This is a genomic window from Carnimonas nigrificans ATCC BAA-78, assembly GCF_000526695.1.
Lineage (GTDB): Bacteria > Pseudomonadota > Gammaproteobacteria > Pseudomonadales > Halomonadaceae > Carnimonas > Carnimonas nigrificans.
This window is the reverse complement of sequence record NZ_JAGO01000010.1, coordinates 106,789-128,497: the sequence shown is the minus strand read 5'-3', so window position 1 is coordinate 128,497 and position 21,709 is coordinate 106,789. Positions and strand designations below refer to the sequence as shown.

Genomic DNA, 21,709 nt, shown 5'->3' with positions numbered 1-21,709 from the left:
CTTTGTACGGCTTTCCGGGCGATGACATCGCATGTTGTTGCCTTTATCGTTACCTGTTCCTGCATAAAAATCGGGATGGGAGCCGACTCCTTTTCCATCCATCAGGGTATTGCGTGTAAACTATGGTTATATATCGGATTTTATATGTCGCCCGAATGGAACCAGCCCGTGTCTGATGGTTTCCCTTTGTGTCTCGCTTCACAATCACCCCGGCGGCTTGAACTGCTCGCATCAATCGGGGTAACGCCAGCGCTGGTGTGCGCTGCTGATATTGATGAACGTCCGCTTCCTCATGAAGCACCGGCAGCCTATGTGCTGCGCATGGCGCTCGGCAAGGCTCAGGCGGTGGTCGAGCAGCATCCTCACTGCTGGGTTCTGGGGGGCGATACGGCGATAGCGCTGGATGATCATATTTACGGCAAGCCGGCCAACAAGGCTGAATTCGATGCCATGTTTGCGCGCTTCAGTCAGCGCTGGCATTCGGTCTTTTCCGCGGTAACGCTGCTCCGTGCGGGGCAGCCTCCGCGTTCCATGTGGGTAGAGTCGAGGGTGCGCTTTGCACACATTGACGCTGCCCAGCGCGATGCCTATTGGGCAACCGGCGAGCCTTGCGACAAGGCGGGTGGCTACGCCATTCAAGGTAAGGGCGCTGCATTTATAGAGCGTCTGGAAGGCAGCTATTCGGCAGTGGTAGGGCTACCGCTATTTGAAACAGTGCGGCTGTTGGACGATGCCGGTATTCGTTACTGGCAATAACAAATAGATGGTTGGCAGGCGGTGTTGCCAGCAAAGCGCAGGCGCAACAAGGACGGTGACATGAGCGGCGAAGTGCTGATCAATTTGACGCCAATGGAAACGCGCGTAGCCGTCGTTGAAAATGGTGTGCTACAGGAGGTCGCGGTCGAGCGCCATCGCCGCCTGGGAATCACTGGCAATATCTATAAAGGCAAGGTGATTCGGGTGTTGCCGGGAATGCAGGCCGCCTTCGTCGATATCGGGCTTGAACGTGCGGCGTTTATTCACGCGCAGGCGCTGATGCCGCTGGATCACGAAGGGCCGGTGCTTCCCGTTCGTTCGTTGGCCCATGAAGGTCAGGTGCTCACCGTACAGGTGGTGAAAGACCCCCTGGGCAGCAAGGGCGCGCGCCTAACCACGCATCTCTCCATTCCTTCACGCTATCTGGTGCTGATGCCGCAGGCTTCCCACATTGGGGTCTCCCAGCGTATCGACAGCGAAGAAGAGCGCGTGCGCCTGCGTCATCTGGCTGCTGAAGTGATTGAGGTCGCAGGAGAAGCCGCTCCACCGGGTGGCTTTATTGTGCGTACTGCCGCTGAAGGCGTGGCGCGCGAAGCGTTGCTGGCTGACGTGCTGTTTCTTGGCCGACTATGGCGCAAGGTATCGGCGCGCAAGGTGGCGATAGAAGCGCCCGCACAAATCTATTACGACTTGCCACTTTTCCTGCGCATTTTAAGAGACGTAATGCGCGACGATATCGAACGCGTGCGCATTGATTCCCATGATAATTTCCTTAAGTTGCAGGCGTTTGCACGGGACTTTATGCCAGCGTGGGAGTCGCGGTTGGAGCTGTTCACGGGCGGGCGTCCCATTTTCGATCTGTTCTCGGTCGAAGACGAAATTTCCCGCGCGCTTGAGCGCAAGGTGCCGCTTAAATCGGGCGGCTATTTGATCATTGACCAAACCGAGGCGATGATCACCATTGATGTAAATACCGGCGCCTTTGTCGGGCATCGCAACCTTGAAGAGACCAGCTTCAAGACCAATCTCGAAGCAGCCACAGTGATTGCGCGCCAGTTAAGGCTGCGTAATTTGGGCGGTATCATTATCATTGATTTTATTGATATGGAAGATGGCGAACATCGCCGCCAGCTCTTGCGTCTGCTTGAAAAATCGCTCGAAAAGGATCGGGCGCGCATTTCGCTGACCGGCGTTACCGAACTGGGGCTGGTACAGCTAACGCGCAAACGCACCAGCCCCAGTCTTGAGCAGGTACTGAGCGAAGAGTGCCCTCTGTGTGCGGGGCGCGGTGCGATCAAAACCGCAGAGACGCTGTGCCTTGAAATCTTTCGCGCGATTATGCGCGAAGAGCGCGCGTATGGTGCCAACGGCTATCTGGTGCTCGCCGCGCCCAGTGTCGCCGAGCGTCTGATGGATGAAGAGGCGACTGCCCTGGCCGATCTCGAAGCGCTGCTTGGCAAGCCGATCCGGGTGCGAAGCGACCCTCAGTATGCGCAGGACCACTATGACCTGGTGTTAACGTAGTCCTGTGAATGAAGTTAACGATATTCGGCAGGCCAGGGAGGGCTGTTTGACGTGAGTGTTTTGCGCGATATGCAGCCTGCGCTGCCGGTCATGGAAGGTGCAGCAGGGAGGCGCTGGCTCAAGTGCTGATGTTGGTGCAAATGGTAGCCAGAGGGCTTTTGATTGCGATGGCCGTCGTGCTGACGGTTGTCGCGCTGATCACGGCTGGCCTGCGCATCACTCCGCTGCGTCTCGATGGCAACGCCGAATTAACCAAATGGCTGCCGCTGCCAGAGGGCATCGACCTTATCGCCAATCACCTGGCGATTGGCCTTGAGGGCCATAATCTGGTGATCGACGTTGATCGCCTGAACGTTTCCCAGCAGCAGGAAGACAGCGATACTCCCCGTTCGCTGTTTACGCTGGCAAAAGGGCGCATCAAGCTGGATCTGCTGCGCTCTCTCCAATTGAATCAGCCCGCCTTCAACCAGCTCGATCTTGATCGCCCCGCGCTGTCGCTCTATCAGCATGACGATGGACGCTGGTGGGACGACGACGGCGATGACCAGCCCAGCGCCTTCTCACAGGAAGACCTCAAGCGCTGGCTGATCAATCTTGCTGACAGCCGCGCGCGCATCAGCGAGGGTAGCGTTGATCTTTACGGGCTACAGCAACACCACCGCGTCAGTATTCCCAGTGCGGTGCTGGTGGCGGATAGCAGCGGCGCTACCGTGCTACAGGCAGCGGCGGTTACCGATTCTGCCCAGCAGGCCGGTATATCGCTGAATGCAAGCCTGTCGCCTGAGGGCGATACCTCGGGGCAGGCCGAGCTGCGTGGCGATGCCCGACAGATTTCGACAGTGGCGAGCATGTTCAGCGCCAGTGCCCATTATGAGTTTTCAGCGCAAGGTGATCTGCACTTCCAGCTTGGCTGGACAGGCACCGATTCCGCTGAGGTGCGCTCATCACTTGAGCTTGGTCATCTTCACATTGGCCGAACCGACGAACCGGCACGGCGCGCCGATCTCACTTCCCTCTCGACGACGCTGTACGCCCATTATAACGACCGCCAGTGGCAAGGGCGGTTCGCCAGGATGGAGGCCCAGGATAGCCAGGGGGATCCCTTGGCGTTGCCCGCCTTTGGTACGGTAGAAGGAAGCGATAAAGAGCTTTCGGTGCTGCTGCCGGCCTTCCGTCTTGAACCTGCCAACATGGTGTGGCCACTGCTGCCTTTCTCGCAGAAGCTGCGCCAGACCTACATTGACCTGCACCCCAGTGGCCGGATCAATAAGGCTCGCCTCGATCTCAACCTGCGCCCCGATGTGCCGATGCGCGACCGCCTGCGGATACGTGCCGATCTGAGCGGCGCGACCATGAATTCCCATGAAGAGATTCCTGCGCTGGGGCCGGTGTCGGGCGGCGTGGATGCCACGCTGCGCTTTGGCCGTGCCTGGGTAACTGGCGACAAGAAGGGCCTTGGCCTGCATATGCCGACGGTATTCGACACGCGCTGGCCGCTGGAGTCGCTGTCGGGCAGGCTGTCATGGGAGCTGAATGACAACTACGTCAAGATGGGCGGCAGTGATATCCGTTTCGTGCGCGATGGTGCCCATGCTTCAGGCGATTTCTTCCTCGACTTGCCTGACCATCACCACAATAACTTCTCCTTCGATCTTGCCTTCGAGAACGCGAAGGTGCGCGATGCCCGCGACTGGGTGCCGCTGCATGTCATGAGCCCGGCACTGGGCGAGTGGCTGATCAAGAATGTGCACTCAGGTGAAGTACCGAAGGGCAAGATCAGCATGTCGATGGTTTTCGGCGCACCGGACGGTCACCCGGAGCTTGAGCGGCATGTCGATTTTGGTGATCCCTCCAGTGGCAATCGCCTGCTGCTCGACCTTGATGTGCGCAATGCAACACTGGGCTATCTGGACGGCTGGCAGCCGGTCACTAACGTGGATGGCACGCTGCATCTGGATGGCGAGGAGCTGCATGGAGCCATTCACCATGCTGAACTCAACGGTTTGAAGGGTGGGGAAGGCAGCTTCTCGTTACAAGATAAGCTGCTGAGTCTTGATGCGCCGGTAAAGGGTGACGCTAGCCAGCTGCTTGAAGTATTGAAAGTCGCGCCCTTCAATAAAAGCGAGCTGAATACCCAGTTTTCACGCTGGGAAGCGCACGGCCCCCTGCAAGGCAATATCAGGCTGCGCCTGCCGTTTGCCGGTGATCACGATGGTCAGGCGGACTTCACCGCTCAGGGCACCGTAGCGCGTGCCAACGCCACGCTGATAGCCAACGCGCTCAATTTCAGCGATATCAATGCCAACGCCAAACTGCATATGCAGGGCGACAAGGTGGCGATCAATGGCAACGCCAACGGGCGCATTTTCGATGGCCCTGTGAAGGCAGACTTCCTGCTTAACGATGGTGTGGGTGATCTGAATTTCAATGGCAGTGCCGATGTATTGAAGAGCATGGAGTGGCTGCATCTATCGGGGCTGGCGCCCGGCACCTACGGTAGCTCACGTTATCAGGGGGCAATGCGCCTTACTCCTGATGGGATCGTTACGCTTGATATAGACAGCGACAGTCGTGGCGTGAAAGTGCCGCTGCCCGAGCCGCTCGGCAAGGAGCCTGACGATCCGCGTGACATACAGCTGCGAATGGATCTGACCAACGGTGTGGGAAATGTCGTGGTCGATAATCTGGTCAAGGCGCGCTGGCGCGATCAGATGCGCCAGGGGCAGGTGTGGATCGAGCACTGGCCCGGCAAGCCCGAGTGGCAGTCGCGCAGTGGCTGGAGCATCAGCATGGATAATGCGCGTCTCGATCCGGGGGCGTGGATGAAGGCGCTGCAAGGTGTCGAGTTCGATCGCATCGGCAAACAGACGCCGTCGAGCGCCGAACCGGGGTCGGAAGAGAATCCTATCGTCATCAATGACGTGCGCTTCGATACCGATTGTCTGGTGGTGGACGGAGAATGTCTGACTGACGTACATGCCCACGCTCAAATGACCGACGACGTGTGGGAGGGTTCGCTGCGCAGTCATTACACCAATGGCACTGCACATTGGGACCCAAAAGCGCCGTTGCCGATTGCCGTCAATCTGAATGAGCTGAATCTCAATCCGCTGCTGGACGCCATGCAGCGTGCGTCGCAGCAAAACGCCGCCAGCCAGCATGAGCGCTTCTCCCTTTACGATCAGGCCGTCACGGTCAACAAGCCAACCGAGCCGCTGGCTGAGTTTCCCTCAGAGGCTGGATCGCTGCCCGCTGGCACGCTCAACATCGCCAATATCATGGCGCGTGACCAGAAAGGTTCCCTGAATGCTGAGTGGCATACCGCCGACGACAAAATCAGCTTGCGTACCCTACAGGCTGAACTGGCCGGTACGCAGCTCACTGGTAACATGAGCTGGCTGCCCGCGGGCGAGGCGAGCGTTACCCAGGGCAGCATTGATCTGAAGCTGGGGGATATCGCCAAACTGCTGAATCTGCTTGATTTGAATAATATTGCCACCACCCGCAACGGCAGGCTCAAGGCGGGTTTCGCGTGGCCGGGCGCGCCATGGCAGCCGCAGCTCAATTCCGTGTCTGGCAATCTGGGGGTCGATATCGGGCCTGGCAATATTGTGGCGTTGAATCTTCGCTCTGCGCGTCTGATGGGGCTGCTCAACTTCGATAATATTTTCAGGCGTCTGCGGCTCGATTTCTCCGATGTCACCGAGCATGGCACTGCCTTCAACAGCATTGCAGGCAACGCGACCCTGACGGATGGCGTGTTGAAGCACGTCGATCCCCTGTTGATCAAAGCGCCTTCCACCACCTTCACCGTTGATGGCAGTGTGGATCTAGTGAACCAGCAGCTTAATGAGCAGCTGGCGATCAGGCTACCGGTATCCCAAACGCTGCCGCTGGCTGCGCTGGCCGTCGGTGCGCCTGAAATAGGAGGCGCGCTGCTGGCGCTGCATCTGGCGTTCGGTGGCTGGCTCAATCAAGTCACGGAGCTTCACTACGCCATCAACGGTGGCTGGTCCGCGCCCACTATCACCAAGGAAAGTACCGACGAATGACTGCACACTGCGCCTCATCTCCACTTGTTCTGCCCACCTCCGAGGAGCTGTTGCGCTATGGGAGCGAACTGCTGCTGACACCCGGCGAACTCGACCTTGATTCGCTGGACGCAGGGCTGGCTGCTGCCATGGGGCCGGGCATTGATTTCGCCGAACTCTATTTTCAGTACGGCTCGCGAGAGAGCTGGTCGCTGGAAGATGGCGTGGTGAAAAGCGGTGGCTTCAGTCTCGATAGCGGGGTGGGGGTACGTTCAATGGCCGGAGAGAAAACCGGCTTTGCCTACGCCAGCCATATTACGCCTGAAGCCTTGCGTGAAACGGGGCGCATCGCTTCCCGTATTGTGCGCTCGGGACAGTCGAAGGTCGCGCGTCCGGCCGAGCCGCGTACCGCGCAGGCGCGCTATGGGACCGCTGCTCCAGGCGGCGATAGTGGTGCTGATATCAAGGTGGCGTTATTGCAGCAGGCCGACCGCATCGCACGCAGTGCTGATCCCGCCATCGTGAAGGTATCGGCCTCGCTGGGGCTGGTTCACGATGTGGTACTGGTGCGTGCCAGTGATGGCACGCTGGCGGCTGATAGTCGTCCGATGATTCGTTTCAATGTTTCAGTCATTGCCCTGCGCAATGGACGGCGTGAAAGCGGCTCCAGCGGTGGCGGCGGGCGTTTCTCGCTGGCAGAGCTTGAGCAGCGCCAAATGGTGGAGGCGATTGCTCGGGAGGCGGTCAGGGTCGCGCTGGTGAATCTCGATGCAGTGGCGGCTCCTGCTGGCGATATGCCGGTGGTGCTGGGCGCGGGCTGGCCCGGTGTTCTGCTGCATGAAGCGGTGGGCCATGGACTGGAAGGTGATTTCAACCGCAAGGGAAGCTCGGCCTTCGCTGGGCGTCTCGGTGAGAAGGTGGCCGCGGAGGGCGTTACTGTGGTTGACGATGCGACGCTTGATGAGAAGCGCGGCTCGCTGTCGATTGATGATGAAGGAACGCCCGGGCAGTGCACCACATTGATCGAAAACGGGCGTTTGACCGGCTATATGCAGGACAAGCTGAATGCTCGCCTGATGGGGCATGCCCTGACCGGTAACGGACGTCGCGAATCTTATGCACATCTGCCAATGCCTCGCATGACCAACACCTATATGTTGGGCGGCCAGCATCAGCGTGACGAAATGATCGCATCGGTGCGCAAGGGGCTATTCGCTGTCGGTTTTAGCGGCGGTCAGGTCGATATCACCTCCGGTAAATTCGTCTTTGCCGCAAGTGAAGCCTATCTGATCGAAAACGGTAAGCTGGGCGCACCGGTCAAAGGGGCGACTATTATCGGCAGCGGCCCTGAAGCGATGGGGCGTATTTCGATGATCGGTGATGATCTTGAACTCGATAATGGCGTGGGCATCTGTGGCAAGCAGGGGCAGTCGGTGCCGGTCGGCGTGGGGCAGCCATCGCTCAAGCTCGATAACATTACGGTAGGCGGCACCCAATCCTGAGTGCCGCACGGCCCACGCGGGCGCGTGGTGCCTGGGTGTGATTATGCTTCGGCATCAATGGTGTCGGAGTGTTCGCGCAGCAGCTTGAATAACTTGCGTGCGCTGGCGGGTGGCTTCTCCTTGTCTCTTTCACGACGGGCATTGCGCACAAGCTGGCGTAGCTGGGAAATATCAATGCCCGGTAGCTGCTCGATGGCGCTATCAAGCGCTCCATCGCCTTCATTGATCAGCCGGTCGCGGAGCTGTTCAAGACGGTGGAAAGCCTGGTCCCGATCATTTTTGCGCTGCTCCATCGCATCAAATGCCGCACGAATGCCATCGACATCTTCACTGCGCATCACCTTGCCAACGTACTGCATATGGCGACGGCGTGCTTCGTGGGAAGAGATGCGCCCCATCTCCTCTACCGCGGCGAGCATATCGTCGGAGAGCGGGAGGCGTGCGCGTTGCGAAGGTTTCATCTCGATGATCTCGCGACCGAGCTTCTGAAGTGCCTCCATTTCGCGCTTGAGCTGTGATTTGCTGGGCGCTTCGTCGAATTCGGGGGTGTCATCGGAGCTGTGTCGAGAGGGTGCCATGCTGTCATCCTTGGAGTGTTCGTTGCCCCAGTATATCAAGGGATAGCCATCTCGGCGCGCTATAGCGCTTGCCAGATGCCCAGCAACGCAGCCGATGCCCACCATTGAGGCGCTGGCGTTGCTATTAGTTTATAACGGCAGCGTCTGCGGCAACCATGGCACCGCAGACGCTGTACACAGGCTTTATCAGGAGGATTCATGGACAAGGCTTTCGACGCTCACCGTGAGCAGCAGCGGCTCGAAGCGCAGACGGCATATGCACTGGAGCAGGCGCGTCAGCTAGGGGCGACGGCCTGTGAAGTGGGCGCTTCAGCACAGCAGGGCATGCATGTCTCGGTGCGGCTTGGCGATGTCGAAACCATGGAGCTGGCTACTGACCAGGGGATTGGCGTCACTGTCTATGTCGGTAAGCGTAAAGGCAGTGCCTCGACCAGCAATGGCAGCGAGGCAGCGATCAAGGAGACCGTCGCCAAGGCTTATGATATCGCCCGCTATACGGGAGAGGATGATAAAGCCGGGCTTGCCCCCGTCGAGCTGATGGCCAGCGACTTCCCCGACCTTGATCTTTATCACCCCTGGGCGCTCGAACCGGATCAGGCGATTGAGATTGCACGCCGCTGTGAAGCGGCTGGCACGGCGGTAGAGGGAATTACCAACTCCGAAGGTGCATTGCTCTCCAGCGGTACTGGCGTGAGCGTTTACGGCAACAGCCACGGCTTTCTTCACGCTGAGAAGGGCACCAGCCATAGTGTCGCGTGCCGCCTGATTGCAGGCAGTGGCGATGCCATGCAGCGTGATGCTGACTATACGGCGGCCCGCAGCCCTGATGATCTATACTCGGTTGAGGAGGTGGGCCGTCGGGCCGCCGCCAACACTTTGGCACGGCTCGCGCCGCGCAATGTTACCACTGGCCGCTACCCGATCATTTTTGCACCGCGCATGGCGATTGGCCTGGTGGGAAATCTGCTGGGCGCTATCGCGGGTGGGGCACTGTATCGTGAGGCGTCGTTTCTGTGCGATACGCTGGGTGAGAAGCTGCTTCCCGAATGGCTGTCGCTTTACGAATCACCGCGCGAGCGGCGTGGCTTGCGCAGTGCCAATTTCGATGCTGACGGGGTCGCTACTCGCAATAACCGTTTCATTGAACAAGGTGTGCTCGCCCAATATCTGCTCTCCAGCTATAGCGCGCGTCGTCTGGGATTAGCCACTACCGCTAACGCAGGTGGTGCCCGTAATGTGCGCATTGACGCGCCCCTCAGCCGCTATCAGGAGATGATTGCGGGTATCGAACGCGGGGTGATTGTCACCGAGATGATGGGGCAAGGTGTGAATGCTGTGACTGGCGACTACTCGCGTGGCGCGTCAGGCTTCTGGGTCGAGCAGGGTGAGATTCAGTATCCCATCGAAGGCTTTACGGTAGCAGGCAATCTGCGCGAGATGTTTGCCCAGTTGAAAGCAGTAGGTGATGACGTTGATCGCCGCGGCAATATTCACAGCGGAAGCTGGTGGGTTGACGGCATGACCGTCGCTGGCTGAAGCCTGTGTGAGACACAAAAGAGACGTGGTGACGTCCTCGTTTCAAACTCCTAAAATAACGTCCAAAACAATGCCCCCGGCGAAATTCGTCGGGGGCATTGTTGTTGAGAGGTTGTTACGCGACGTTGCCGTTAGCGCTTTTGGTCGCTGTGGTGGTCGGAACCCTGTTGGGAATCGGGCGCATCGCCGTCAGCCCACTCGCCGGATTCATAGTCGTAATCAATCTCGTTGCCGTGCTCATCGGTACGACGATACCAATCCGTCACTTTCTCGGCGGTGGAATCGAAATCGGCACCGGCGCCGCGTCCTTGCTCGGCGGGGGTAACGACCAGCTCAAAGTCATCGCCGTGTTCTTCCAGCCCTTTGATGACGGCATTTTGCATCGCATTGTTGGCATACTTGAGACGTATGGCCGCAGGGTCGGTCGCTAGATCACGCAGGAAGGCGATAGCGACCCCAATCAACACCACCGAGAATGGCAGAGCGACCAGAATGGTCAGGTTTTGCAGGCCGGTAAGTGCGGTTTCGCCACCTACCAGTAGCATTACCACTGCAATGCCCATCATGCACAGCCCCCAGAACACTACGGTCAGCTTGTTGGGCGCAGGGTTGCCGCGCTCGGAGAGTGAGCCCATGACCATCGAGGCGGAGTCCGCCGAGGTGATGAAGAAGACCGCCAGCACGAAGATCAGGATAAACGGGGTAATGCTGCTTAAGGGCAGTTGGCCGAACAGGGCAAACAGCACATGCTCACTGGAGGCATTGCCGTCAAAACCGCTGATACCCAACTGGCTAAAGGTGATCGACGTGCCGCCGAACACGGTAAAGGCCAGAATCAGAATGAAGGTCGGCGCGAGAGTGGTCGCCACCGCGAACTCCCGAATGGTTCTGCCGCGCGAGATACGCGCGATAAACATACCGACGAAAGGCGTCCATGCGATCCACCAGGCCCAGTAAAACGATGTCCAGATGGCCTGGAACTGCACGGTATCTTCACCCCAGGAGAGGCCACGGCTGGCCATATCGACCATGCTGTCGAGGTAGGTGAGAATGCCCGCCGGAATCAGGTTAAGCAGAAACAGCGTGGGGCCGGTAATAAAGACGAATACGATCAGCCCCAGGGTCAGCGAAATATTGAGATTCGACAGATAGCGAATACCGCGACCTACCCCTGATACCGCGCTGATAATAAAGCAGAGCGTCAGTACGGTAATAATCACCATCAAAACGGTATTGCTGACGGTGCCCGCACCCGAGACGATGTCGATACCCTGACTGATCTGGATGGCGGATAGCCCCAGAGTGGCAGCGGTGCCAAACAGCGTGGCAATAATCGCCATCATGTCGATGACCTTGCCGGCAGCCCCCTCGGTATGATTCTGTCCAAACAGAGGACGGAACAGCGAGCTGACCAGCGATACGCGCCCACGGCGGTAGGTGCTATAGGCAAGTGCGCCGCCAATCATGGCGTAAAGCCCCCAGATCGACACCCCCCAATGGAAGTGTGACTGTGCCATGGCATGGTGGATGGCATCCGGTGTTTGTGCTGCTACCGTATGGGGCGGAGGCGTCAGGTAATAGCTGAGCGGCTCCGATGGCCCGAAGAAGAAGATACCGACACCGATGCCGGCACCAAACATCATGGCAATCCATGCGAAGCGGCTGAATTCAGGCTCTTCATCGTCCTTGCCCAGCTTGATGTTGCCGAAGCGTGAGCAGGCCAGATACGCCATGATGGATACGCCAAGAATCATGACCAGATTCAGCAGCCACCCCAAATCGCGGATCGCCCAGCTGAACATGCTGGAGGAGACCTGGCCTACCGAGTCGGGCGCGACAACGCCCCAGGCAATGAAGGCGACAATCAGGAGTGCCGTGAGCGCAAATACCACCTTGTCGAGGTGGAAGGTGTTGCGTTGATCTTCCACGCTTAAGCCTGGCATTAGGCCAGGGTGCATATCGTGCGGATAGAGACTCTCTTCGGTAGAGTCTGAGGAGTCTGCGGCAGATGGTGCTGATGAATGGGAGGAGGGTATGCCGGGCTCGTTATCGCGGGAGGGCATCTGAATCCTTTACTGGCTGATGGGCTATGTTATGAGGAATGTTATCGCTGCGCGATCTGGCAGCGAGTCATTATTTCCCGATGAAGGGTAACTCTGCATAAACCCGACCGATCATAGGGTGAGCAGTCGGGTCAGGCAAGTTTTTGAGTGATTCTTATTATAACGATATTACGGCGCGAGGTGAGGGCCGCTGGTGTGGCGACGGTCGATTTGCTGCTGTAGCTCCAGCTGGCGATGGCGCAGTCGTACCGAGGGATACTCTCTGGCGAAGCGGTGAGCCAACTGTTCCACCAGGTAGACAGAACGATGCTGGCCGCCGGTACAGCCCACGGCCACCGTGAAGTAACTGCGGTGGGTAGAGAGATAGCGCGGCAGCCAGCGCTCCAGCCACTGACAGATATCGTTGAACATCTCGCTCACTTCCGATGAAGCGGCCAGGAACTGCTGAACATTGACATCGCGACCGGTGGAGTCACGCAGCGCAGGCTCCCAGTAAGGGTTGGGCAGGCAGCGGGCATCGAACACCATGTCGGCATCGCGCGGCACGCCGTGTTTGAAACCGAAGGATTCAAAGCTGAGTGTGAGATGCGTCGAAGTGTGGCAGGCGACCTGCTCGGCAATTCGTGCGCGTAGTTCATGAACCGAGGTATGGGAGGTATCTATCACCAGATCCGCGAGATCGCGTACCGGGCTGAGATAGTGCTGCTCGGTTTCGATCGCTTCATCCAGCGTCATTTCGCTGTCGCGGGTCAGCGGATGACGGCGTCGAGTGGCGGAGTAGCGCTCCAGCAGTTGAGCGGAGTCGGCGGTAATATAAACGACCTGGATATCAATATCGCGAGGTTTCAGCAGTTCAATGAATTCGGGCAGGCGCTCCAGTGCATGGGCGATGTTACGCGCATCAATGCTGACCGCGACCTTGTGGCGTGCCGGTATCTGCGTTTCAAGTTCTTCAATCAACGATCCAAGCAGCATCGCCGGCAGGTTGTCGATGGCATAGAAACCAAGATCCTCCAGCGCTTGCAGGGCGATTGATTTGCCGGACCCTGAGCGACCACTGATGATCACGAGTTGCATCATTCCAAGGATATCCTTGTTGTCGAGCTAAAGGCGGTTGGCTGTGGCGCTTTGAAGAGATGCTGGCGCCCGCCAGACCTGATAGTGCCATCTTAATAAAGCAATAAAATGACGATAGTGGGAAGTTTGCAAGAAGGCATGTTCACGCCAGGTGAAGTGGGCGTGACGATCAGCGCCATTCGCTTTGGTTGCTGGTGCGAATAGCGCTGAAGTGATGCGTGATGCCCGCCGCTGCGCTTGTCGCTATTGTGGCGTGCAGCGGGGAAGGAGAGCGGCGCTGTTAAAGTCCTGCCGTACCGGTGCCCTTGGTGCGCGCCTGTACTTTCTCCTTGTGCTTGAGCAACTGACGATCAAGCTTGTCGGCCAGCGCATCAATGGCGGCATACATATCATCGCTTTCGGCGTTACCGTGCAGCTCCGCTCCGGCGATCTTGAGCGTGCTGGCGGCCTGTTTGCGCTCCTTCTCTACCGACAGCGTTACCTGCATCTGGGTAATGTTGTCGTAGTGGCGCGTTAGCCGGGTCAGTTTCTGATTCACATAGTCACGCAACGAATCGGTCAGTTCGATGTGGTGCCCGGTAATGTTCAGCGGCATGGCATGCCTCCTTGAGTCAGAATGATGACACTTCGAGTGTAGCCTTTTTAGTTCGGCGAACCAAATAGGAAAGTAGCAGAAGGCGAGTGTGCTGAAACAGGGCAGGTGAGCGCATGTGAGTAACGCTGCTCATGGCAGCAGGCGGGTAGCTGACAATCAGGTGGTGTGCAGCAATAGACAGGCGCCTGATTAGCCCAGGCGCTTGCGTTCGCTGGAAGGGGGAATGCCCATCGCTTCGCGGTATTTGGCAATGGTTCTGCGAGCCACCACCATGCCCTGATCCGCAAGGGCGGTGACCAGTTTGGCATCAGAGAGCGGGCGGCGAGCGGGCTCTTCGCTGATCAGTTTTTTGATGCGAGCGCGAATGGCGGTGCTGGCGTGGCTATCGCCATCCTTGCCGACCTGACTGGAGAAGAAGTATTTCAGCTCGAATACGCCGCGGGGAGTGTGAATATATTTATTGGTGGTGACGCGTGAAATGGTCGATTCGTGCATCTCGACCGCTTCTGCGATATCAGCCAGAACCAGCGGGCGCATACCTTCTTCTCCGTGGGCAATAAAGTCATGCTGACGCTGCATGATTTCGCAGCCCACCTTGAGCAAGGTTCTATTACGGCTTGATAAGCTCTTCAGCAGCCAGCGCGCTTCCTGCAAATGCTGTTTAAGGAAGGTGTTGTCGGCGCTTTTGTCGGCTCTTTTGATGAGGCTGGCATAGTCGGGTTGAATGCGTACACGTGGCAGCGCCTCGGGGTTCAGCTCGACCTGCCAGCCGCGTTCATGATGATGGCGCAGGGTGAGATCGGGAATCACATAGGGGGATTGCGCGTTGGCATATTGATGGCCTGGGTGGGGCGTTAGCGCGCGCACCATCGCGATCACTTGATCGAGTTCCGGAGCGCTAAGGTTAAGGCGGCGCTGCAAAAGCCGGGTGTCGCACGCAGCCAGAGCGTCCAGAAACTGTCGCACCAGGCGGCGCGCCTGTGCCAGCAGCGGAGTGTGTGGCGGCAATAGATCAAGCTGTAGCAGCAGACACTCTTGCAGGCTGCGCGCAAAGACGCCCGCTGGATCAAGCTGCTGAAGACGTGCCAGCACCTGCTCAGGCAAGTCTTGCTGGTGTTCTTCAAGGGTGACGACTGTGCTGACATCGGCAGGGTCGATACGCAGGTAGCCGTTCTCATCAAGCCCGTCCAGATAGACTTCGGCGATCTGCTGCTCCTGGGGGGAGAAATCGAGCAGCGACAGTTGCCATGTGAGGTGATCGACCAGACTTTCGCTACTGCTGTCACGTTCGAAATCAGCCGTTTCGGTTGCTCCCGACATCGAAGAGAAGTCACCCAGGGTGGCATCCTGGAAGGTGTCGCTCCACTCGTTATCAAGCGCCAGCTCTTCAGGGATCTCCTCTGTCCAGCTATCGTCATCGGACGCCTCTGGCTCGCTGGGTTCATCACTGAACTCTTCCTCGATCTCCAGCATAGGGTTGCTCTCCAGCGCCGTCTGAATCTCCTGACGAAGCTCCAGCGTTGAAAGCTGCAACAGCTGAATGGCCTGCTGCAATTGAGGCGTCATCGTAAGATGCGCGCCCGTGCGCAGTTGGAGAGAGGATTTCATCATCGGGAGAACCAGCGTTGATCGTTGAGCAAAGCCGCGCACCGTGGAGGATAGCGTGCGAACGGTACCGATAACGCTACCCTTATTGGGGCGCGTCGCGCAATAGCTGGCGGTAAATGATTAGCAAGCAGCGTGCCATCTTGCATAAGGGCCACGCAGTGGGAGGAACAGAAGAGGAGAACGGCGCTGCCGGCAGGATAACGCTGGTGATATCCCGAGCCATCAGGCAGCGCCGTTGATGTAACAGGAAGAACTAGAGGCGGAAATCCTGACCAAGATAGATATCGCGCACATGCTGGTTCGCCAGAATGCTGTGAGCATCACCTTCGGCGATAATGCGCCCTTCACCGACAATATAGGCGTTGTCGCAGATATCCAGGGTTTCACGCACGTTGTGGTCGGTAATCAGCACGCCTATGTTGCGGTCGCGTAGCTGGCGGACGATGCCCTTGATCTCATTGACCGAAATGGGGTCAACCCCCGCAAACGGCTCATCAAGCAGAACGAAGGAGGGTTCGGTGGCCAGGGCGCGAGCGATCTCGACGCGGCGGCGCTCCCCCCCTGACAGGCTCATGCCCTTGTTGTCGCGAATGTGCTCGATACTGAACTCGGAGAGGAGCTGATCAAGGCGCTGGCGCTGCTGCTGACGGTCGAGATCCTTGCGCGTTTCCAGGATCGCCAGAATATTGTCGGCAACGGTCAGCTTGCGAAAGATAGAGGCTTCCTGCGGCAGATAGCCGATACCCGCGCGTGAGCGAACGTGCATGGGGGCAGTGCTCAAATCGACATCATCAATGCCTACCTTGCCTGCATCCGCCTGAACCAGTCCCACGATCATGTAAAACGAAGTGGTCTTGCCAGCCCCGTTAGGCCCCAGCAAACCAACGACCTGACCTTGTTCGATGCTGACGCTGATATCCTGGACCACGCGGCGTTTCTTGAAACTTTTCACCAAGTGGGTGGCGTGCAATGTTTTCATCAATCAAAGACTCCGCAATGCAGGCGCATTACTGCTGGTTACTTTTCGGAGTGATGGTCATGTTGACGCGTCCTCCGGACGTGCTTTGCTGATTGCCGCCGCTCGTGCTGCTGCCACCGCCGCCATTGGCGTTTACGCGGCGTGAGTCGATGTAGTACTCGACATAAGCGCCGTGGAAGGTGTCATTGCCACGGTGCAGCTCAGCATTGCCCTGCATGATCATTTTGCGCTGGGGGATCTGATAGGTAATGGTATTGGCCCAGCCGTGCATTTCCGGATCGCTCTGGGTGGCGTCCTGTTTCAGGAAGGCGCGTTTGCTGCTGGTGCCGGTCGCCTTGGCACGAGTGGCTTCACCGGTACTGTTATTTCGATAAAGGTCAAGACGCTGTGAGTCGAGCGTCAGGTCGCCCTGAGTGACATGCACCGCTCCTGTATAGGTGGCCGTACCTGCACGGTCATCAACGCTCAGGGTGTTGGCCGAGACATTGATGGGCTGGCTGGAAGTACTGGCCTGGGCCAGCACCTGCGGTGCGCAGACTACGCTGCCGAGCAGGGCGCCTGCGGTGAGGACGGGAGCGATACACCTTTTCAGGGTCATGGCCGAAAATCCTTGCGATAAGTCACGTAAAAATGGTCAATGTGCTGCTGGCAGTGGGGTGGGTTGCGTTGCCACTGCACTCTCGGCGCGTGGCGGTACTCATTTTCCCAATGCCTGAACGTCGTGCTGGGCAGCGTTTAATGTCGTGGCATAAAGGTGCTGCTGATATTGCCTTCCAGCAAGGCGCGGCTGGTATCTGTCCACGCCTGGAAGCGGTCGCCGCTTGTCTTGTGCTGGCCCTGGAAAAAGTTTGACTCGCTATCGCTCCAGATACGTCCCTGGTCGCGGTTGTAATTGAGGATATCGGTAGTAAGCCGCCACTGCTGCTCTGGCTCGGTGACCTGCGCGTTGCCTTTCAACACAACGTGAGTGTTGTCCTGATTGACAACGCCCGTGTCGCCGGTAGCGTGCCAGTGGCGGTTGTTGCTATCCAGCATGGCGAGTTTAGGCTGATCGGCAATGCTTTCATCTGCTTGTGAAAAGTTGCTGATCTTGGGTGATTCAAGGACTTGATATGGTCGGCCCTGATCGTCGTAACGGGTATACACGACCTGCTCAAGGTATTGATCAGGCGTGCCGTGATCACCTTCCGGAATAGGCGAGTGCTGAGAGACGAGGCTTGAGCGTTGATCAATCAGCGCAAGAAAGGCACCCGCTATCAACAGCAGCAGCACGATCCCGATTCGGTATGCGTTTTGCTTTAACCACGCCATAGGTTGCTCATTCCTCAGTCTATGCAGTCGATGACACTTGTATTGCCGTTTTTGATGCCATTGAGAGGCCAAGGTTCAGTTCGGCAGCGTTCAGTGCCCCCAAGTATAGGGCATATAGCCTAGCGAGTGGTGGCCTCAGTGGTAAGAAAGCCTTCCACAATCTCTCCCCAGCGGCCTTGCGCATTGAGCAGCAGCTCGCTCAGTTCCCGTACCGCTCCTTTTCCGCCCGGATGTTCGGTGACGTAGTCGGCACGATCACGCACGTAGGCGGGAGCGTTGGGGACGCTGACGCCGAGTCCTGCTGCTGCGATGGCGCTCAAGTCGGGCAGGTCATCGCCACAATAGGCACAGGCTGACAGCGCGATATCGCGCGTCTGGCAAAGTTCACGCAGTGCGGCCAGCTTGTCATCGCGTCCCTGTACCAGATGATGAATGCCAAGTTCTTTGGCGCGTCGCTCCACCATGGCAGAGCGGCGACCGGTAATGATAGCCACCTCGATACCGTGGTCGATCAGCAGCTTGATGCCCAGTCCATCCTGAGTAGTGAAGCATTTGCTCTCGCCGCCATCGGCACTGTAGAGAAGCGTACCGTCAGTCAGCACACCATCCACGTCGAGCGCCAGCAGTTTGATGTTGGCAGCGCGGGCAGCAAGAGAAGGGGCGGTGTTGGACATAAGGGTTCCTGATAACAAAGGGTGTGGGCTTTTATAGTAGCGTTCAGCGTGGCTATACAACGCTGCGTTGCAAGAGATCTTCGATCTTGAGAGCGCCCAGCAACCGTTGCTCTTCATCAACGACGCTCAACGCCGTAATACGACGCTGCTCCATGATGCGCAGCGCCTCGGCAGCCAGCATTTTGGGCGGTACGCTGACAGGCTGTACACTCATGACATCACCGATCAGGGTGGTGTCGATATCAAGGTTACGGTCCAGCGTGCGGCGCAGGTCGCCATCGGTATAGACGCCGATCAAGCGATTGTCGTCGTCGGTCACACAAGCGAAGCCCAGCCCTTTGGTGGTGATTTCAAACAACGTTACCCTGACTGAAGCAGAGGGCGATACGTGAGGGATTTCGACTCCCTTGCGCATCACATCGTTGACGGTCAGCAGCAGGTAGCGCCCCAGGCTGCCGCCGGGATGAAACAGCGCGAAGTCTTCCTTGCTGAAGCCGCGTGCTTCCAGCAAGGCAATGGCGAGGGCATCGCCGAGCGCCAATGCCACCGTAGTAGAAGAGGTGGGCGCGAGGTTGAGCGGGCAGGCTTCCTGCTCCACGGCACCATCAAGCAGGGCATCCGCGTGATTCGCCAGTGTTGAAGCGGAGGCTCCGGTAAGCGCGATCAGCTTGACGCCCTTGCGCTTGAAAAGCGCCAGCAAACGGGTAACTTCAGCGGTTTCTCCCGAATGTGACAGGGCGACCACAACATCGCGTTCGGTGAGCATGCCCAGATCGCCATGGCTGGCTTCCGCAGGGTGCAGGAAAAACGCTGGTGTGCCGGTGCTGGCGAGGGTTGAGGCAATCTTGCGGGCAATATGCCCGGATTTTCCCATCCCGGTAACGACGACGCGGCCTTCACACTTTAAAATCAACTGACACGCGAGGGTGAACTGACCATCCAGGCGCGGAATCAGCGCATCAATGGCGTTACGTTCAAGCGTCAGGGTACGTTCGGCGCTGCGTGCAAAGTCGAAATCAAGGTTGGTATTCATGGTGCAGGATTCTCGCCCGAGTTGCCCTGAGCATCAAGCGAATCTATCGCCCAACGGCTGCATTAGTAGAGATGAACGTTATGTTAATGTACAGTGTTCGGTAATTGTAGGGTGATAAACCCTTTCTTTTACGGCAGTTTTCCCGGCGCGTAACGCTTTCGGGGAGCGGGATACAAGGCCCGATGATGGCATTTCGTTGTCGAAGGCAACTTTTCCCCCACACCACTGTCGAAAAAGGGTTTTTCTTTGTCCCAGCGACGCGCGTGTTCCCTTCCTGGGCGCGCTAACGTCAGGCTTTTCATGGGAGTGGCATGACGCACTCTGATTTAATCGAAGTATCCAATCTCAGCTTTTATCGGGGGGGGCGCGCGATCTTTCGCGACGTATCGCTGCGTATTCCGCGTGGCAAGATCTCCGCGATCATGGGGCCGAGTGGTACTGGTAAAACGACACTGTTGAAGCTGATCAGTGGTCAGCTTGTGCCCGATACAGGCCAGATCAATGTTGATGGTCACAATGTGCATCGGCTGTCGCGTCGCGCTCTTTTTGCGCTGCGTCGGCGCATGGGCATGCTGTTTCAGAGCGGGGCGCTGTTCTCGGATATTTCTGTCTATGAAAACGTCGCCTTTCCGCTGCGGGTGCACACAGATCTGCCTGAATCCATGATTCGAGATCAGGTGCTGGTCAAGCTGGAAGCGGTAGGGCTGCGCGGAGCGCGCGAGCTGATGCCGGCAGAGCTGTCGGGAGGCATGACCCGTCGCGTGGCGCTGGCGCGAGCGATTGCGCTGGACCCTGAGCTGATCATGTATGACGAGCCGTTTGTCGGGCAGGACCCGGTGTCGAAAGGGGTGCTGGTCAAGCTTATCAAGGACTTGAACAGCGCGTTCGATACCACATCGGTACTGGTGTCGCACGATATCAGCGAAACCCTGTCGATTGCCGATCACGTCTTCCTGCTCTCCGATGGCCGTGTGATGGCAGAAGGCTCACCCGCTGAGCTGAACGCCTCGACCGACCAGCGCGTTCGTCAGTTTATTCACGGCGAGCCGGATGGCCCTGTGCCGTTCCATTACCCCGCGCCGCCATTTGCCGAGGAGCTGCTCGGTACAGGAGGCCAGCGATGATTGCGTGGTTTGGTTCAATAGGGCGCCGGACGCTAGACGTACTGGCAGCGGTTGGGCGCTCGGCATTCATTTTGCTGCGCTCGCTGTTTGGCGTGCCGCGCTGGTCAGGCGTGCGTCTGTGGATCACCCAGATGCATGTGGTCGGCGTGCTGTCGCTGCCCATTATTCTGGTATCGGCGCTCTTTATCGGCATGGTGCTGGCGCTACAGGGCTACATGATTCTGGTCGATTATGGTGCCGACGCCGCATTGGGGCAGCTGGTAGCGCTGGCACTGCTGCGCGAGCTGGGGCCGGTGGTGGCAGCGCTGCTGTTTGCCGGTCGTGCGGGGTCGGCGATTACCGCCGAGATCGGGCTGATGAAGGCCACCGAGCAGCTTTCCAGCATGGAGATGATTGGTGTCGATCCGCTTAAGCGCGTGCTGTCGCCGCGTCTGTGGGCTGGGCTGGTCTCCCTGCCGCTGCTGAGTATCATCTTTGCTGTAGTGGCCATTTATGGCGGCTATATTGTGGGCGTTGAATGGCTGGGTGTATTTTCCGGTTCCTACTGGGGCAACATGCAGTCGAGCGTTCAGTTCGGTCACGATGTCGTCAATGGCATCATCAAAAGCGTGGTATTTGGTCTGGTAGTCACCTGGATTGCAGTCTTCCAGGGCTATGACCTGGTTCCCACGTCTGAAGGTATTTCTCGCGCGACTACGCGCACCGTTGTTTATGGCTCATTGGCAGTGCTGGGGCTCGATTTCGTGCTGACAGCGCTGATGTTCGGAGGCGCTTGATGAAACGCACCAGAGGTTTGGAAGTTGGTGTTGGTCTATTTGTAGTGGTGGCTTTCCTTGGATTGGTGTTCCTTGGCCTCAAGGTAAGTGGATTGGTACCAACGTCAGGCGGCAGTACTTATACCGTGACGGCTGATTTCGGTGATATTGGTGGCCTCAAGCCCAATTCCCGCGTCACCATGTCGGGCGTGACCGTAGGGCGCGTAGTCAATATTGACCTTGATCCCAAGTGGCTTGATGGTCGTGTGACCATGGAAATTTCCGATACACTCAAGGACAAGCTCAGTTCTGACAGTACGGCGGCGATTCTTACCTCGGGCTTGCTGGGTGAGCAGTATGTAGGGCTGACCACGGGTGCCGATACCGAGATGATCAAGGATGGCGGTACTATCCGTAATACCCAACAGGCGATGGGGCTGGAGTCTCTTATTCAGCAGTTCGTTTCTGGCATGGGCGGCCAGGATGACAGCGAGAGTGGTCAGTAACTCGCACCCAAGAGGGGAAGGTCAGGATTCCTTTCCAAAAACCGGTAGGCATATGCC

General features: G+C 57.9%; 18 protein-coding genes. 8 read left to right on the top strand and 10 right to left on the bottom strand.

The window, feature by feature from the left end:
• Nucleotides 1–168 precede the first annotated feature (168 nt).
• From L881_RS12660 to tldD, 4 genes are all read left to right on the top strand, one after another.
• On the top strand, nt 169–756 hold the full coding sequence (locus L881_RS12660; RefSeq protein WP_034578163.1) for a Maf family protein: 588 nt from the start codon (nt 169–171) through the stop codon (nt 754–756).
• A gap of 60 nt (nt 757–816) precedes the next feature.
• Nucleotides 817–2,280, top strand: coding sequence for a ribonuclease G (gene rng / locus L881_RS12655; RefSeq protein ID WP_034578161.1), 1,464 nt, complete (start codon nt 817–819; stop codon nt 2,278–2,280).
• A gap of 128 nt (nt 2,281–2,408) precedes the next feature.
• Nucleotides 2,409–6,332 carry a YhdP family phospholipid transporter gene (locus L881_RS0101820; protein WP_245587919.1) on the top strand — a complete coding sequence of 1,308 codons (3,924 nt, stop codon included), beginning with the start codon at nt 2,409–2,411 and terminating at the stop codon, nt 6,330–6,332.
• Nucleotides 6,329–7,813, top strand: coding sequence for a metalloprotease TldD (gene tldD / locus L881_RS0101815; protein ID WP_025732016.1), 1,485 nt, complete (start codon nt 6,329–6,331; stop codon nt 7,811–7,813). The genes L881_RS0101820 and tldD overlap by 4 nt, the downstream gene beginning before the upstream one ends.
• A gap of 41 nt (nt 7,814–7,854) precedes the next feature.
• Here the strand turns inward: tldD and yjgA are convergent, their stop codons facing one another.
• Nucleotides 7,855–8,391, bottom strand: coding sequence for a ribosome biogenesis factor YjgA (gene yjgA, locus L881_RS0101810; RefSeq protein ID WP_025732015.1), 537 nt, complete (start codon nt 8,389–8,391; stop codon nt 7,855–7,857).
• Between the two features lie 198 nt (nt 8,392–8,589).
• Here yjgA and pmbA point away from each other — a divergent pair, with 198 nt between their 5' ends.
• Nucleotides 8,590–9,927 carry a metalloprotease PmbA gene (pmbA, locus tag L881_RS0101805; RefSeq protein WP_025732014.1) on the top strand — a complete coding sequence of 446 codons (1,338 nt, stop codon included), beginning with the start codon at nt 8,590–8,592 and terminating at the stop codon, nt 9,925–9,927.
• A gap of 131 nt (nt 9,928–10,058) precedes the next feature.
• Here pmbA and L881_RS0101800 read toward each other — a convergent pair whose 3' ends face one another.
• The 9 genes from L881_RS0101800 to L881_RS0101760 form a co-directional block, all read right to left on the bottom strand.
• Nucleotides 10,059–11,855 (bottom strand): BCCT family transporter, encoded by a 1,797-nt coding sequence (locus L881_RS0101800; RefSeq protein ID WP_211238872.1) that lies wholly within the window; start codon nt 11,853–11,855, stop codon nt 10,059–10,061.
• A gap of 303 nt (nt 11,856–12,158) precedes the next feature.
• Nucleotides 12,159–13,067, bottom strand: a complete 909-nt coding sequence (gene rapZ / locus L881_RS0101795) for an RNase adapter RapZ (protein WP_025732012.1) — start codon at nt 13,065–13,067, stop codon at nt 12,159–12,161.
• 280 nt (nt 13,068–13,347) lie between these two features.
• Nucleotides 13,348–13,662, bottom strand: a complete 315-nt coding sequence (hpf, locus tag L881_RS0101790; protein WP_025732011.1) for a ribosome hibernation-promoting factor, HPF/YfiA family — start codon at nt 13,660–13,662, stop codon at nt 13,348–13,350.
• Between the two features lie 189 nt (nt 13,663–13,851).
• Nucleotides 13,852–15,273 (bottom strand): RNA polymerase factor sigma-54, encoded by a 1,422-nt coding sequence (locus L881_RS0101785; protein ID WP_025732010.1) that lies wholly within the window; start codon nt 15,271–15,273, stop codon nt 13,852–13,854.
• Between the two features lie 250 nt (nt 15,274–15,523).
• Complete coding sequence (gene lptB / locus L881_RS0101780) at nt 15,524–16,249, bottom strand: LPS export ABC transporter ATP-binding protein (protein WP_025732009.1); 726 nt, start codon at nt 16,247–16,249, stop codon at nt 15,524–15,526.
• Nucleotides 16,250–16,277: 28 nt separating this feature from the next.
• Nucleotides 16,278–16,847, bottom strand: coding sequence for a lipopolysaccharide transport periplasmic protein LptA (gene lptA / locus L881_RS0101775; protein WP_034578156.1), 570 nt, complete (start codon nt 16,845–16,847; stop codon nt 16,278–16,280).
• A gap of 137 nt (nt 16,848–16,984) precedes the next feature.
• Nucleotides 16,985–17,560, bottom strand: a complete 576-nt coding sequence (gene lptC / locus L881_RS0101770; RefSeq protein ID WP_025732007.1) for an LPS export ABC transporter periplasmic protein LptC — start codon at nt 17,558–17,560, stop codon at nt 16,985–16,987.
• Between the two features lie 119 nt (nt 17,561–17,679).
• Nucleotides 17,680–18,234 carry a KdsC family phosphatase gene (locus tag L881_RS0101765; protein WP_025732006.1) on the bottom strand — a complete coding sequence of 185 codons (555 nt, stop codon included), beginning with the start codon at nt 18,232–18,234 and terminating at the stop codon, nt 17,680–17,682.
• Nucleotides 18,235–18,286: 52 nt separating this feature from the next.
• Nucleotides 18,287–19,267 (bottom strand): KpsF/GutQ family sugar-phosphate isomerase, encoded by a 981-nt coding sequence (locus L881_RS0101760; RefSeq protein ID WP_025732005.1) that lies wholly within the window; start codon nt 19,265–19,267, stop codon nt 18,287–18,289.
• A 311-nt stretch (nt 19,268–19,578) separates the two neighbouring features.
• On the opposite strand from L881_RS0101760, the gene L881_RS0101755 reads away from it, so the two are divergent.
• Genes L881_RS0101755 through mlaD form a run of 3 tightly spaced genes read left to right on the top strand, consistent with a single transcriptional unit; the run spans nt 19,579 to nt 21,652 of the window.
• Nucleotides 19,579–20,391 (top strand): ATP-binding cassette domain-containing protein, encoded by an 813-nt coding sequence (locus tag L881_RS0101755; RefSeq protein WP_025732004.1) that lies wholly within the window; start codon nt 19,579–19,581, stop codon nt 20,389–20,391.
• Nucleotides 20,388–21,167 (top strand): lipid asymmetry maintenance ABC transporter permease subunit MlaE, encoded by a 780-nt coding sequence (mlaE, locus tag L881_RS0101750; RefSeq protein WP_025732003.1) that lies wholly within the window; start codon nt 20,388–20,390, stop codon nt 21,165–21,167. Before L881_RS0101755 ends, mlaE begins: the two co-directional genes overlap by 4 nt.
• Complete coding sequence (gene mlaD, locus L881_RS0101745) at nt 21,167–21,652, top strand: outer membrane lipid asymmetry maintenance protein MlaD (protein ID WP_025732002.1); 486 nt, start codon at nt 21,167–21,169, stop codon at nt 21,650–21,652. Before mlaE ends, mlaD begins: the two co-directional genes overlap by 1 nt.
• Nucleotides 21,653–21,709: the final 57 nt, after the last annotated feature.